Origin of the sequence: Methanobrevibacter sp., from assembly GCF_045611865.1 — an archaeon.
Taxonomy (GTDB): Archaea; Methanobacteriota; Methanobacteria; order Methanobacteriales; family Methanobacteriaceae; genus Methanocatella.
Genome location: NZ_JAZKXX010000035.1, coordinates 80,291 through 93,196, shown reverse-complemented (window position 1 = coordinate 93,196; position 12,906 = coordinate 80,291). Strand labels below are relative to the sequence as shown.

Below are 12,906 nucleotides of genomic sequence, written 5' to 3'. Positions count from 1 at the left end.
AATGATATAAATCTAAATTTTATTTGGAGGAATATTTTTGTCATACGTAGATGATGTAATTGAAACTATTATAGAACAAAACCCTTCAGAACCTGAATTCCACCAAGCTGTACGCGAAGTATTGGAATCTTTAAGGGTTGTAATTGAAGAAAATGAAGAAGAATACAAAAGAAATGCACTTCTTGAAAGATTAACCAATCCAGAAAGACAATTAAAATTCCGTGTCCCATGGATTGATGACAACGGACAAGTACAGGTAAACACTGGATACAGAGTACAATTCAACAGTGCAATTGGACCTTACAAAGGCGGATTACGTTTCCACCCATCTGTAAATGTAGGTATTATCAAATTCTTAGGTTTCGAACAAATTTTCAAAAACTCCTTAACCGGCCTTCCAATTGGTGGAGGAAAAGGAGGATCTGACTTTGATCCTAAAGGAAAATCTGACAGAGAAATCATGAAATTCTGTCAATCTTTCATGACTGAATTATGCAAATACATTGGTGCTGATACTGATGTTCCTGCTGGTGATATTGGGGTAGGTGGTCGTGAGATTGGATTCTTATTTGGTCAATACAAAAGAATCAGAGGGTTATACGAAGGAGTATTAACTGGTAAAGGATTATCATTCGGTGGTTCCCTTGCAAGAACTGAGGCTACTGGATATGGATTATTATACTTCACTAACGCAATGTTAAAAGCAAATGATATTGATATTGCAGGAAAAACCATTCTTGTTTCTGGTGCAGGTAATGTAGCAATTTATGCTATCGAAAAAGCACAACAATTAGGTGGTAAACCTGTAACCTGTTCCGATTCTACTGGTTGGATTTACGACCCAGAAGGAATCGATGTAGAATTGTTAAAAGAAATTAAAGAAGTAAGAAGAGAAAGATTAACTGCATATGCTGAAGCAAGGCCATCAGCTGAATACCACGAAGGTAAAGGCGTATGGACTATTAAAGCAGACATTGCTCTTCCATGTGCTACTCAAAACGAATTACAATTAGAAGATGCTAAAACTTTAGTTGAAAATGGTATTTTAGCTGTTGCTGAAGGAGCAAACATGCCAACCACAATTGAAGCAACTGAATACTTACAAGAAAATGGTGTATTATTCGCACCAGGTAAAGCATCCAACGCTGGTGGAGTAGCAACTTCTGCATTAGAAATGTCACAAAACTCAGAAAGATTGTCCTGGACATTTGAAGAAGTTGACGGTAGACTTCAAACTATTATGGAAACTATCTTTGCAAATGTTGCAGATGCTGCTGCTGAATACGACATGGATAAAAACTATGTTGCAGGAGCAAACATTGCAGGATTTAAGAAAGTAGTTGATGCAATGAACGCACAAGGAATCGTATAGATTTCCTTGGTCTTTTTTTCTTTTTTTAACCTAATAATGGGTTATAATGCTTTTTATTCATTTTAATTTTGATTTTTATAATAATTTTAAAAATTCTAAAAAATAATCTTATAGGTATAAATAATTTAAAAAAGATAAAATTATAAGGTTGTTGGAATCTTATTCCAATGAACATTTATTATTAGGAGCTCAAAAAATGAGATGTGTTGGTACTGTAGTGCGTGGTATAAGAACACCAATTATTAAAGAAAATGATGATTTGGCAACTATAGTTGTAGATTCATTAATGCAAGCAAAAGAAAGTGAAGGATTTGAATTCAAAGATAAAGATATTGTTGCAATTACAGAAGCAGTTGTGGGTATTTCAGAAGGAAATTATGTGACTGTAGATGATGTTGCCGAAGATGTACAAAACAAATTCCCATCTAAAAACATTGGAGTAACAAATCCTATTTTAAGTAGAAACAGATTTTCCATTATTTTGAAAGGTATTGCAAGGGGAATGGATAAAATTACTCTTTTAACATCTTTCCCATCAGATGAAGTTGGAAATGGTATTTTAGATGAAGGTATTCTAGAAAAAAGTGAATATAATTTAGCAAGCGTCATCTCTGAAGATGAATACAAGGAAACCTTTGGATCATGGTTACATCCATTTACTGGAATCAATATGATTGATTTTTATAGGGAATTAATCGAAAGTGAAGACTGTGAAGTTGAATTTGTCTTTTCTAATGATGTAAAAACAATTCTTGATTATAATAATGATGTTTTAACTTGTGATATTCATACAAGGGAAAAAACCACAAAATTACTTAAAGAAAAAGGAGCGAATGTGTACGGATTACATCAGATATTAACAGAGCCTATTGGTGATTCTGGCTGTAATCCAGATTATGGTTTACTTGGTTCTAACAAAGCAACAGAAGAAAGATTAAAATTATTCCCAAAAACAGGAGATAAGTTAGTCAACGAAGTACAAAAAAGATTAATTGACCTCACTGGTAAACAAATTGAAGTAATGGTTTATGGGGATGGAGCATTTAAAGATCCTGTTGGAAAAATTTGGGAATTGGCGGATCCTGTTGTTTCACCAGCACACACAAGTGGATTGGTAGGATATCCAAATGAAATTAAACTAAAATATGTTTCTGATAATAAATTCGCTGATTTGAAAGGTGATGAATTAAAAGAAGCTATTAAGGAAGAAATTAGAAGCAAAGATAAAGATTTAACTGGACAAATGATTACCGAAGGAACAACTCCAAGAGTATTAACTGACTTGATTGGTTCATTATGTGATTTAACCAGTGGTTCTGGAGATAAAGGAACACCAGTTATATTTATCCAAGGATACTTTGATAATTTAGCAAATGACTAAGTTTGATATTCTACAGGGAGATTTCAAAAAAATCTGATGCTACTCATTATGATGGGTGGTTCACATTAGGTTAATAGATTTCCTTGTTTATTTTTCTATTTTTTTAACCTTTAAGGATATTTTCTAAAAATTCCTATTTGGATAAATTTTTAAAAACTTATTAATTATTAAAATTAAATCATTATTTATATGCAAACGAATAGATTTGAAACATTTATGGATGCAATTCTTGCAATCATTATTACTGTTTTAGTTTTAAAATTACCTCAACCTTCTGAAGCAACCTTAAATGCAATTTTAAGTTTAAATATGAGGTATATCACATATCTATTATGTTTTTTAATTATTTTCATCACTTGGTATAATGATCACAATCTATTTCAAATTGTTGATGAGATTGATAATGCCGTTGTGTTTGTTTATGGAATTTTAATATTTATAATATCGATAATTCCTTACTTTGCAAGTTGGGTTTCTCTACATCCAACATCAATAGCTGCTGAAACCATGTTTGGTTTGTTATTTCTAGTAACAAATATATTTTACACATTATCAACTTATTTGGTTGTTCGTGCAAATCCTTATAATGAAAAACTCAAATTAATCAATTTAAAAGACTATAGGCGATACGTTCCTGTTTTATTAATATTAATAGGATTTTTAGTAACTTACACTGTTTATCCTCAAGGAATCTATATTTCATGTGTTTTTGCTACTTTGTTATGGTTTTTGATGATTGTCATGACAAAATCTGAAATTGAAAGCAGCGAACGATTTGAAGCATTATTTGATGCTATTGTAGCTATTATTCTAACGGTCATTGTTCTTGATATAGGTATGGCCGTAAATGGATCTTGGGAATCATTATTTGACTTAAAACTTGAATTCATTGCTTATGCAATTAGTTTTATTGTCTGTTTTAATTATTGGAACTATAATCATAATTTGTTTTCTATTGTAAACAAAATTGATGGGAGGGTTATGTGGTCTATCGCCGCATCAATGTTTGTTTTATCTCTGATTCCATATTTGTCTATTTTTGTAGCACAAAACTTTTATTCATTTGTAGCTCAGGCATGTTATGGAATTGATTTTATTATTGTAGCATTATTATCCATAATATCTGCAAATGCTTTAAAAGAAGTAGATAAAGGAAATGTTGCTCTTGCATTGGCTTTAGAAAATCATCTTCCTTTAATTTCGACTGTTATTGTTGTAGGGATAGGTATAATATTGGGGTACTTGTTTTATCCTCCAGCAGTTATCATATCCTGTTTACTTTCGATAATTTTAGTTTGGTTAATTCCCATTGTTCATAAATTTTAAGTAATTTGTGAACTAAAACTTATTATTAGGTGTGAAATATGGTTAATTTTGATACATTAGAAAGTGCAAGAGAGTTCTTTTACAAGGATAAATTTGCAGTAAATATTGGCATCACTTTAGATGAATTGACTGAGAATGAAGCAATTTGCTCTTTAGAGGTAACAGATGATCACAAAAATGCGTATGGTGGTGTAATGGGGGGAGTAATTTTTACCTTGGCCGATTTTGCTTTTGCAGTTTTATCTAATCAAATCCACCAGTTAACTGTTGCACAGCAAGTTGATATTCATTATTTGTCTGCTCCAAAAGGAAATAAATTAATAGCAAAGGCCACTTGTAGAAAAAGTGGTAGAACTTCTTCTATTGTTAATGTTGATGTGTCTGATGATAGTGGAAGAGATATTGCTCAGTTTATTGGGACAGGGTTTAAATTATGAAAAAAGTAGCATTGGCTCCGTGTAATGGGATGAGTCCTAATGGATTGGTTTGGCGTGTTGCAGTTGGAGATGTTGGAGCGTAATGTCATTTCTATTTGTATGGGTTCCACTTCAGCCGATATAGATGGTATTAATAATGCAATGCTTAAAAAACAGCCGATAATGGTTATTAATGGCTGTAAAAACAACTGTGTAAAGATATAATTAAAAGAATTAAAGAAATGAATCATTATTTATGATGTCATTTTTCATAACCTAGAATTGTGTTTACTTTTTTCATTGCATTAAGCATCTTATAAAATTCTTTTTTCTTAACTATTCCTCCACTTTCAGGATTTATTTCAAACGCTTTATTAAATGAGTTTATAGCATCATTAATTCTTCCCATTCTCACAAACAATTCTCCTCTACAATACCATATTTCATCAAAACTGGAATCCATCTCTAAAGCTTTATTTAAGAAATTATCTGCTTTTTTTAAATCTTCTCTTTCCCAAAATTCTACTCCTTTTAACATCAAATCATGTGCGCAAATAGTGTTTTCCTGATTATTTTTTGTTTTAAATAATTTGGCTTTCAAATTTATTGCAGCCTTATTTTTAGGTTCAATTTTAAAAACTAAATTATAACATTCTTCTGCTTTATCGTACTCTTTAAGTTCTACAAGATTTCTGCCTTTTGCAAGTAGTGCAACAATATTATGCGCATCTAGTTCTAAAATTTTGTTGATGTATTTAAGAGCTTCTTGTGGTTTTTTATCTTTTTCAAGAATCATGGATTTTTGATATAAACCAAAGGTATTTTCAGGATATAATTCAACCAAAAGGTTCACTGTTTCATTAAACTGGGAATCTCTTTTAAGGTCGGCTAGAGCATATATTTTCATGATTAATATTTGCTCATCATTTCCAACGGACTGTCTGTCGCATTCTTCAACAAATCGTTCTAAATATCCTTTTGATTTGTCTTTTTCATTTAGCATTTTATAAACTTGTGCCAAATTATTGAGAATAAACACATTATTGGGGTCTATGGCTAGTCCTTTTATGTATTCTCTTTTTGCTTTTAGTATTTTGCCATTTTCCAGATAGTTAAACCCATTTTTTTCTATTTTCTCCATTTTATTTTTATGAAACATCTTATTCACCTTTGTATGAGTTAGCAATAATGAAAAGTGCAGTTTTATTGTAGGGATTTATTTTTAACAGATTTTCGATACATTCTAAACGTTTGTATGGTCTATTTAATTTTTTAAGGGTTTGTATCTTGAAAAGTATCATATTTTCATTTTTAGGATATTTATTACAAATTTCAATTATTTTTTCATAGTATTTGTAGGTTTTATCCTGTTTTTTAAGCTTTTGGTTGATTTCAGCTATTTTAAAAAGTATATGGACTTTTATATGGTCCTTTCTTGAGAAATTATCTTTTTTACATAATGTGTTCTTGTCAATTTTGTTTTTAAATTCCATATTTTAACCTCATTTCTATTGTAATTTAGTTTTATTATTTTAATCATTTTTAAAACTATCTATTTTTAATATAAAACAATTTTATAAGGTTATATTATATTATAAGCTATTATAAATTTAACATGGAAAAATTAGTATTGTTTTGGTGTAAAAATAAGAAAAAAAATAATGGCACTAGTGATGATTTTTCACTAGTGTTGGAGTTTTAGAGGTAAAATTCCGCTTCTTTTCGCTCAAGGAAATTTTCAACAGCATTTTCCATTTCATGAGTATATGCATCACCTGTAAATGATCTGGCGCCTTCTGAGCAAACATTAATACAAGTGCTGCAACGGGTACAATCATCAAGATTTGTCATTGTTGGAGTATTTTCCATAATAGCTTCTTCAGGACAGGTGTATACACAATCAAGGCATTCAACGCAGAAATTTTTATCACAACTAACTGAAAATTTTGGTGTTTTATAGGAGGAATATGGTTTGTATCCACTTACAAAAATTTCGTTTTCTTTGTTGTTTTTAAGTTTTTCAACAATTTTTTGTGAGAATTCATTGATTTTTTCAAGGTCCCTTTCATCAGGACGGTTATGACCTATTTGATTAAATAATGAATTTTGACTAACGGTTGTTGCTACACCAACAATTTGGAAATTATTTTCTTTTAAAAGTTCGGTAAGTTCAAGTAATGCATCACCATAGTCCATATTTCCATAATTCAATATTACAATAGCTTTGGTATTATTTCCTTTCATTTTTGAAAGTCTTTCGCATGCTAATTTTGGAATTCTACCATCAAAAACAGGAATTCCAAAAATTACTAATTCGTTATTAAAGTTTTTTTCACTATCAAAACTTAACAAATCATAGTTTTCTCTATTCATGTTAAAATTCTTTGCAACTTCGTTCACGATTTTTTCTGTAGTTCCAGAAGGACTAAAATATACTTTAGATAGTTTTTCAAAGTTTAACATTCTATCACCTTGAAATAGCATTATTTGATTCTGTATTTAAAGTTTTGGTGATAAATTAGTTACTTTGAAGTTTAATTAGGATGTTTGGGCTTTTTTTATTAGAGGTAATTTTTTTCAAACCAATTAATTTATATTCTATGAAAATAAAAATATGAATGACTGATTAACAAGTCGTGAAAAATTTTCAAATTCGAAGTTGCACTGCCGTAGCTTCGAATTTTTTTTATAGATTACCATTTTAATACTCAACAATCATCTTCAAAACTTATATCTATTAAAAAACTCTAATTTTTATTCATGACATTAACTGATTTAATGCTTAAAAGAAGAAGTACAAGAAAATTTAATGATGAAAAAATCACTAAAGATGAGCTTGATAAAATCTTACAAGCAGCGCTTCTAGCTCCTACTAGTATGAATAGAAAACCATGTAATTTTATGGTTGTTGAAAGAAAAGAAATCTTAAATAAATTGTCTCAAGCTAAAGACCATGGGGCGGATTTAATTAAAGGGGCGGATAAAGCCATAGTTGTAGTTGCAGATACTTTGGTGGCCGATACTTGGTGTGAGGATTCATCTATTGCTTTAACTCACATGCATTTAATGGCTACTGAGCTTGACTTGGGAAGTTGCTGGGTTCAGATACGTCTTAGAAGTAAAGACGGCCAGGATTCTGAAGACGTTGTTAGGGATATTTTAAAGATTGATGATCATTACAGGATTGTAGGCATTCTCGCTTTGGGCCATTCTGATGACATTCCTAAGCCTCATACTCTGGAAGATATTGATAAAAATAAAATTCATTTTTTAGTTTAGTTACTTTTCACCCTTGAAAAGTTACAATATCTTTAAATATTCTTTTTTTATATAATTTCATGTAGATATTAAAAATATTTTTAAGGAGATTATAAAGATGCATGTAAAAGATTTATTAGATGGTTTAGGATTAAGGGTTAAGTTACCACAACATTGGTTTTCCACAGATGTAAGTAACGAATTTGAAGATGGCGAATTAATCCAGAATGATGATATAATTAAAATTGAAACTAAAGGTGAGAAAAACACAAAAGTAATAGTTATTGATATCAATGATGGGATGAGTGTTGTAACAAAATTTCCTGATGGAAAAGTCATCGGTGTTAAATATTTAAAAAATAAAGATGATTTTGAATATATTGGTCATCCATCAGAGTTATATTTTTAACTTCAAGACTAATATTCCACTTAAAATTCCAACCATCGCTCCAACCACCACATCTGACGGGTAGTGAACTCCACAGTATACTCTTGAAAATGCAATTAACACACAAAAAATTGCTAAAAGAATTACAATAGCCTTGTTTTCCCACAGGTCGTGGATTAATATTGTTATTACGCTAAATGTTGATGAGCAATGTCCGGAAGGAAATGAATTGGGTTCTGATGGTATAACAAGTTGATGAACATTACTTAAAACTTCAAAAGGCCTTTTTTCAACAATGGCTAATTTAAGGCACAATGCAATGGCTGCAGAGATTAAAAGAGCATACAAACATGATTTTGCTATCTTTAAGTATTTTTCTTTGTTATAATATTTGAAAATGATAATTGATAATGTACATAGCACAAATACTCCTACAAATCCTCCAATATTGGTGAATTGTGGAAGTATTAAATCAAAAAATGGATTTTCAAGCCCTCTGTTAATAAAATAAAAAAGTGCTACATTAATGTTCATGGGTATTATTTTGCAAATTGGGAGTTATAAATGTGATAGTTGCACAAATTAACTTGCATAATATTTAAATATACTTTAATATATAGTCATATTTAACTGAATATTTGGAGGATTTATAATGGCTGATAAAAAAGCTCCTGCAGATGGTTGGCCGGTTATTAGTGGGGATTATGTAGTGGGTGATCCTGAAAGCCCTGTTGCAGTAACCACACTTGCTTCTCACATTGAAGGAGAATTATCTGGGGCAGCAATCGCAGGTCCATGTAAAACAGAAAACTTAGGAATAGAAAAAGTAGTTGCAAATATTATTTCAAACCCTAACATCCGTTTTCTAATCATTACGGGTGCGGAAGTACAAGGCCACATCACAGGTCAAAGTATCAAAGCATTATATGAAAACGGAGCAGACCCTGACAAAAAGAAAATTACTGGAGCAACCGGAGCTATTCCATTTGTTGAAAATGTTCCTCTCGAGGGTATTGAAAGATTCCAAAACCAGTTAGAAATTGTGGATTTAATCGATACTGAAGACATTGGGACAATTCAAGCTAAAATTAATGAATGTGTGGAAAAAGATCCGGGTGCTGTTGAAGACGAACCTATCGTAATGGAAGTTGACGAAGAAAATGAAAAATTAGTCCTTGTTAACAAAAAGGATAAAAAAGAGAAAGCTGAAGATTAATTCAGTTTTCTTAAACACTTTTTTTTTTATTTAAATGCTGTTTTTAGACTATCATAACCCATTGTGCATTTGTGATTTTACACTTTTTTGCAGTTAAAATACAATTATATGCTATTTTATCGAGAGAATTATATGGGATTATATTTTAAGCCTAAATTAAGAGGTAATTGATATGAATTCGATAAATTGGAGCGAAAAAGTTAAAAATTTAGATAAGAATATTAGAGATGAAATTGGAATTGATGGTGAAAGTGAAATAAAAAATATTTTAATTAAAGTTCAAACAAAATCCGCTGATGTAATCGAACCAGCATTCATTGTTGGAGAAGATGAAATGTTTTTGGATTTGTTTGTATTGTCTCAGGAAGGGCTTGGAGTAATATCAATGACCCTACTAAAAGATACAATTCAAAGTATTGGGGTAATTGGCGGGGTTTCTAATGAAAAACAGGATTCTACAGAATTTATTACTGAATCTCGAGTAGTTGATGATGTTTCTGCTCTTTATCAATGAGTTAGTTAGATGTGAAGTTAGACATCAGGCACTAACTCTACATCTTCTTCTGATTCATTAAATGAATTTTCTTCAATTTGTTTAAAGTAAGACCAATGAATAATTTCTTGGTCATAGGAGTATAATTTTCCAAATCCAGATTCATTTTCAAATTCATACACTTCTTCAAGACCCTCACTTTTCTTTTTTTCGAAATTTGAAGCAATCGCTTTATCAAGCACTAATTTAACTTCATCGATGTTGATTGAAAAGGTAGTATTTTCATTTTTTGCATCAATCAAATAACTTTTCAGGATTTTTTCATGAAATTCTTTGTATATTTCTGAATTTAAAAATAATTCGAATCCTTTAATTTCTCCATTTATTATTATCACAACACCATTCTGATTATCTTCGATAGAAAACGCTTTTATGAATTCGTTGTGGTCTATTTTTAGATTATCATAACTTTCTGACATTGCACTTGTCGGTGAACAAAATTCGTTTACAGTCTCAAGACTGTCAATTGAGGACCAGACTGTATTTTGCACGGGTCTGTTTAATCTGGAGGCATTCATTTTGGCACGGCGGGTTTCATAATTTGCAATATATTCTGAATTTTTAAATTCACTTTTATAAGCCCATCTGCCCCGTTCGGTACAACTTACAGGAATTTTCATCTGGCTTTTAGGAGCAACAAGTATTGTTGAGTTGACTAAACGGTTTTGATCTCCTCCAATTACTTCCTCCCCATCAATTAATATTAGTGGGGTTATGGCATCATTCTTGACAATTAATGTGTTAACTGTGGACTGTTCACATTCTTTAACTTCGCCAAGACCTAGTTCAATTGCTTTTTTAAGTGTTATTATGTCTAATCTATAATTTGGAGTGGTTTTAATTGGAATTATTACCATATTTTCGTGGACTTGGGCAGTTAATAGTTCATAATCAAATGTTATGTCACTATTGATTATCATTAGCATCACCTACTTGATGAAGTTTTTTTCAATTTTTTCTAAATCAACGCCTGATGGGTCTTCACATAAATAATGTATGTCGCTTTCCTGATTTTCAATTTCTTTAATAAATTCATCAGGTGTTAAAATTTTAGCAATTGCAGCATGGTCTGTGACAAATTTAATTTTAGCAAAGTATCCATCATCAATTTTATCAAGAACACGTCCAGCACTCATGCATCCTTTGATTACAGTTTGTGTACTGTTTGCCAGATAACCTATTTTTCCGAAATATCTCATTTCACAGGCTATTGCTTCTGCATCGTATTTATTGTCTGGTTCTTTAACTAATTTTACTAATCCTTCTAAAACTAGTGGTTTGGAGCCATGGAACTTATTGAATGCGATTATTGTTATATACATCATATCACCTTGTGCATATTATGTGGGTAAGTATTTTAAAATTGTTTCATTGCATATATAAAAGTTGTGGTTAAGTGGTTAAAAAAATATAAGTAGATTTATAATCTACTAACTTTAATTAAAGATTCAACAGGAACACCTTCAATCTCGGAAAGTCCTGCTTTATCGATTAATACAGTAACACAGGTAGGGTCTCCACCTAAATCTTTTACTGTGTGAATGACTTCGCGAGCTGTTTTCCCACTGGTAATAACATCGTCAACAATGACAACTTTTTTACCTTCAACACTTCCGAAGTTGGTACTGATTGTACCTTCATCTTCAGTATTATCCGCATCTTTTCTGTGTTTATTTGGGTGGAAAATAGCTAAAGAAGTATCAAGTCCAGTCATATCTTCAATAAAATCTGCCATAACTGTTGCAAATGGAACTCCGCTAACTGCAATGCCTACAATAGTATCGGCATCACCATGGGATAAAGCCATATCGCTTAATGCCCCAGAAACATAACTTAAACGGGTTGAATTTCCACCAATGCTTTTCCAGTTAATAGCAAAGTCAACAGGAGCTTCAGTCTTTTCTTCAGCTTTTTGAAGAGTTAACCATCTAGCGGTATCCATACTAACATTAAGTTCATCTGCAATTTCACCAGTGGTAAATCCATGTTGTCTGAGTTCTTGGGCTTTGTTAATTAATTTTTGTTTCACTTTATCACCTTAATTATAATTCCTCAAAACTAATAGGTTTATGTTCTTTAGAAGATCTATTAGCGGCAATAACCATTTTAAGAGCTTTAAGTCCGTCTTCACCAGTAATTTCAGGTTCGATTTCATTTACTACTGCATTTAGGAATGATTTCAATTCTCCTTTAAGTGGTTCTTCATGTTTAATTTGTATATCTTGAGCAAATTTACCGTATACTTCAATACTTTGTTTAATATAATCTACGGAAATAATTCCTGCAGTACCGGTAAGTTCTAATTCTCTCCTTTTATATGGTGTTAACCAATTTACTTCAATAATTCCAGTTGTTTCATTATCAAAGTTAACCATTATTTCTGCATGGTCTTCGAATTCGCTGTCATCAAAACTGGAGTTCATTGCTCCATAAACTTGGGTGACCTCTTCATCGAATAAAAAATTCATAATATCTAAATCGTGAATAGCTAAATCAATTGAAACACCAACGTCTTTAATTCTTGGTGGGAGAGGTCCTACTCTTTTTGCAAATGCAGATACTACATCTCCAATAACTCCATCTTCAATAAGTTCTTTAGCTTTTTGAACCGCAGGGTTGAATCTTTCAACGTGTCCTGTTGCAAGCATAACTCCAGCTTCTTTTGCAGCAGCAATCATTTCTTCAGCTTCTTCTAATGTGAATGCTATTGGTTTTTCAACTAAAACATGTTTTTTATGTTTAATAGCTTCCATTACTACTGCATGGTGGAATGTAGTTGGAACACAGACACTTACAGCTTCTATTTCGGGGTTTTCAAGTAGCGTATTATAGTCAGTATATCCTTTTGCACCATATTTCTTTTCAATTTTTTTAAGTGCTCTTTCGCTCACATCACTAACAGCGAGTAAATTCGCTTCTTCCATTTTGTGGTATACACGAACGTGGTTTTCACCCATTGCGCCTACCCCAATAACTCCTACGTTAATAGTTTCCAA

The 12,906-nt window shown here is 31.4% G+C and carries 16 protein-coding genes and 1 pseudogene; 9 read left to right on the top strand and 8 right to left on the bottom strand.

Annotated elements, in window-relative coordinates:
- Window positions 1–37 precede the first annotated feature (37 nt).
- The 5 genes from gdhA to ACKI32_RS03990 all read left to right on the top strand — a co-directional run bounded on the left by gdhA (window position 38) and on the right by ACKI32_RS03990 (window position 4,720).
- Window positions 38–1,372: an NADP-specific glutamate dehydrogenase gene (gdhA, locus tag ACKI32_RS04010; RefSeq protein WP_407413728.1), complete on the top strand. Its 1,335-nt coding sequence runs from the start codon at window positions 38–40 to the stop codon at window positions 1,370–1,372.
- A 196-nt stretch (window positions 1,373–1,568) separates the two neighbouring features.
- Window positions 1,569–2,753: a coenzyme F420-0:L-glutamate ligase gene (locus ACKI32_RS04005; protein ID WP_407413726.1), complete on the top strand. Its 1,185-nt coding sequence runs from the start codon at window positions 1,569–1,571 to the stop codon at window positions 2,751–2,753.
- Window positions 2,754–2,942: 189 nt separating this feature from the next.
- On the top strand, window positions 2,943–4,079 hold the full coding sequence (locus tag ACKI32_RS04000; RefSeq protein ID WP_407413724.1) for a TMEM175 family protein: 1,137 nt from the start codon (window positions 2,943–2,945) through the stop codon (window positions 4,077–4,079).
- Window positions 4,080–4,117: 38 nt separating this feature from the next.
- On the top strand, window positions 4,118–4,516 hold the full coding sequence (locus ACKI32_RS03995; RefSeq protein ID WP_407413722.1) for a PaaI family thioesterase: 399 nt from the start codon (window positions 4,118–4,120) through the stop codon (window positions 4,514–4,516).
- 39 nt (window positions 4,517–4,555) lie between these two features.
- Window positions 4,556–4,720 (top strand): putative zinc-binding protein, encoded by a 165-nt coding sequence (locus ACKI32_RS03990; RefSeq protein WP_407413720.1) that lies wholly within the window; start codon window positions 4,556–4,558, stop codon window positions 4,718–4,720.
- 37 nt (window positions 4,721–4,757) lie between these two features.
- Here the strand turns inward: ACKI32_RS03990 and ACKI32_RS03985 are convergent, their stop codons facing one another.
- From ACKI32_RS03985 to ACKI32_RS03975, 3 genes are all read right to left on the bottom strand, one after another.
- Complete coding sequence (locus ACKI32_RS03985; protein ID WP_407413718.1) at window positions 4,758–5,654, bottom strand: tetratricopeptide repeat protein; 897 nt, start codon at window positions 5,652–5,654, stop codon at window positions 4,758–4,760.
- Window position 5,655: 1 nt separating this feature from the next.
- Entirely contained in the window at window positions 5,656–5,988 is a 333-nt protein-coding gene (locus ACKI32_RS03980) for a hypothetical protein (protein WP_407413717.1), read from the bottom strand.
- A 205-nt stretch (window positions 5,989–6,193) separates the two neighbouring features.
- Window positions 6,194–6,958 carry an EFR1 family ferrodoxin gene (locus ACKI32_RS03975; RefSeq protein ID WP_407413716.1) on the bottom strand — a complete coding sequence of 255 codons (765 nt, stop codon included), beginning with the start codon at window positions 6,956–6,958 and terminating at the stop codon, window positions 6,194–6,196.
- A 297-nt stretch (window positions 6,959–7,255) separates the two neighbouring features.
- Here ACKI32_RS03975 and ACKI32_RS03970 point away from each other — a divergent pair, with 297 nt between their 5' ends.
- Both ACKI32_RS03970 and ACKI32_RS03965 read left to right on the top strand, forming a co-directional pair.
- On the top strand, window positions 7,256–7,774 hold the full coding sequence (locus ACKI32_RS03970; RefSeq protein WP_407413714.1) for a nitroreductase family protein: 519 nt from the start codon (window positions 7,256–7,258) through the stop codon (window positions 7,772–7,774).
- Between the two features lie 97 nt (window positions 7,775–7,871).
- On the top strand, window positions 7,872–8,162 hold the full coding sequence (locus ACKI32_RS03965; RefSeq protein ID WP_407413712.1) for a hypothetical protein: 291 nt from the start codon (window positions 7,872–7,874) through the stop codon (window positions 8,160–8,162).
- Here the strand turns inward: ACKI32_RS03965 and ACKI32_RS03960 are convergent.
- Window positions 8,151–8,675 carry a phosphatase PAP2 family protein gene (locus ACKI32_RS03960; RefSeq protein WP_407413710.1) on the bottom strand — a complete coding sequence of 175 codons (525 nt, stop codon included), beginning with the start codon at window positions 8,673–8,675 and terminating at the stop codon, window positions 8,151–8,153. The genes ACKI32_RS03965 and ACKI32_RS03960 overlap by 12 nt on opposite strands.
- A gap of 118 nt (window positions 8,676–8,793) precedes the next feature.
- Between ACKI32_RS03960 and mtrA the strand changes: the two are divergent.
- Window positions 8,794–9,309: pseudogene (mtrA, locus tag ACKI32_RS03955) on the top strand (tetrahydromethanopterin S-methyltransferase subunit A); the annotation flags it as partial.
- A 220-nt stretch (window positions 9,310–9,529) separates the two neighbouring features.
- A complete protein-coding gene (locus ACKI32_RS03950) occupies window positions 9,530–9,871 on the top strand; it encodes a hypothetical protein (protein ID WP_407413709.1) in 342 nt (113 codons plus the stop codon).
- A gap of 17 nt (window positions 9,872–9,888) precedes the next feature.
- Here the strand turns inward: ACKI32_RS03950 and ACKI32_RS03945 are convergent, their stop codons facing one another.
- From ACKI32_RS03945 to ACKI32_RS03930, 4 genes are all read right to left on the bottom strand, one after another.
- Entirely contained in the window at window positions 9,889–10,830 is a 942-nt protein-coding gene (locus ACKI32_RS03945) for an ARPP-1 family domain-containing protein (RefSeq protein WP_407413707.1), read from the bottom strand.
- Window positions 10,831–10,839: 9 nt separating this feature from the next.
- Window positions 10,840–11,232, bottom strand: a complete 393-nt coding sequence (locus tag ACKI32_RS03940; protein WP_407413705.1) for a hypothetical protein — start codon at window positions 11,230–11,232, stop codon at window positions 10,840–10,842.
- 98 nt (window positions 11,233–11,330) lie between these two features.
- Window positions 11,331–11,939, bottom strand: a complete 609-nt coding sequence (locus ACKI32_RS03935; RefSeq protein ID WP_407413703.1) for an orotate phosphoribosyltransferase-like protein — start codon at window positions 11,937–11,939, stop codon at window positions 11,331–11,333.
- Between the two features lie 13 nt (window positions 11,940–11,952).
- The gene (locus tag ACKI32_RS03930) at window positions 11,953–12,906 is read right to left on the bottom strand and encodes a Gfo/Idh/MocA family oxidoreductase (protein ID WP_407413701.1); all 954 of its coding nucleotides are present in this window, start codon (window positions 12,904–12,906) and stop codon (window positions 11,953–11,955) included.

Excerpts from the sequence above, each read along its gene's own strand:
- ACKI32_RS03995 (WP_407413722.1), top strand. The coding sequence starts at position 4,118 with ATGGTTAATTTTGATACATTAGAAAGTGCAAGAGAGTTCTTTTACAAG.
- ACKI32_RS03985 (WP_407413718.1), bottom strand. The coding sequence starts at position 5,654 with ATGTTTCATAAAAATAAAATGGAGAAAATAGAAAAAAATGGGTTTAAC.
- ACKI32_RS03970 (WP_407413714.1), top strand. The coding sequence starts at position 7,256 with ATGACATTAACTGATTTAATGCTTAAAAGAAGAAGTACAAGAAAATTT.
- ACKI32_RS03990 (WP_407413720.1), top strand. The coding sequence starts at position 4,556 with ATGGATTGGTTTGGCGTGTTGCAGTTGGAGATGTTGGAGCGTAATGTC.
- ACKI32_RS03940 (WP_407413705.1), bottom strand. The coding sequence starts at position 11,232 with ATGTATATAACAATAATCGCATTCAATAAGTTCCATGGCTCCAAACCA.
- ACKI32_RS04005 (WP_407413726.1), top strand. The coding sequence starts at position 1,569 with ATGAGATGTGTTGGTACTGTAGTGCGTGGTATAAGAACACCAATTATT.
- ACKI32_RS03975 (WP_407413716.1), bottom strand. The coding sequence starts at position 6,958 with ATGTTAAACTTTGAAAAACTATCTAAAGTATATTTTAGTCCTTCTGGA.
- ACKI32_RS03950 (WP_407413709.1), top strand. The coding sequence starts at position 9,530 with ATGAATTCGATAAATTGGAGCGAAAAAGTTAAAAATTTAGATAAGAAT.
- ACKI32_RS03945 (WP_407413707.1), bottom strand. The coding sequence starts at position 10,830 with ATGATAATCAATAGTGACATAACATTTGATTATGAACTATTAACTGCC.
- ACKI32_RS03960 (WP_407413710.1), bottom strand. The coding sequence starts at position 8,675 with ATGAACATTAATGTAGCACTTTTTTATTTTATTAACAGAGGGCTTGAA.
- ACKI32_RS03980 (WP_407413717.1), bottom strand. The coding sequence starts at position 5,988 with ATGGAATTTAAAAACAAAATTGACAAGAACACATTATGTAAAAAAGAT.
- ACKI32_RS03965 (WP_407413712.1), top strand. The coding sequence starts at position 7,872 with ATGCATGTAAAAGATTTATTAGATGGTTTAGGATTAAGGGTTAAGTTA.
- ACKI32_RS04000 (WP_407413724.1), top strand. The coding sequence starts at position 2,943 with ATGCAAACGAATAGATTTGAAACATTTATGGATGCAATTCTTGCAATC.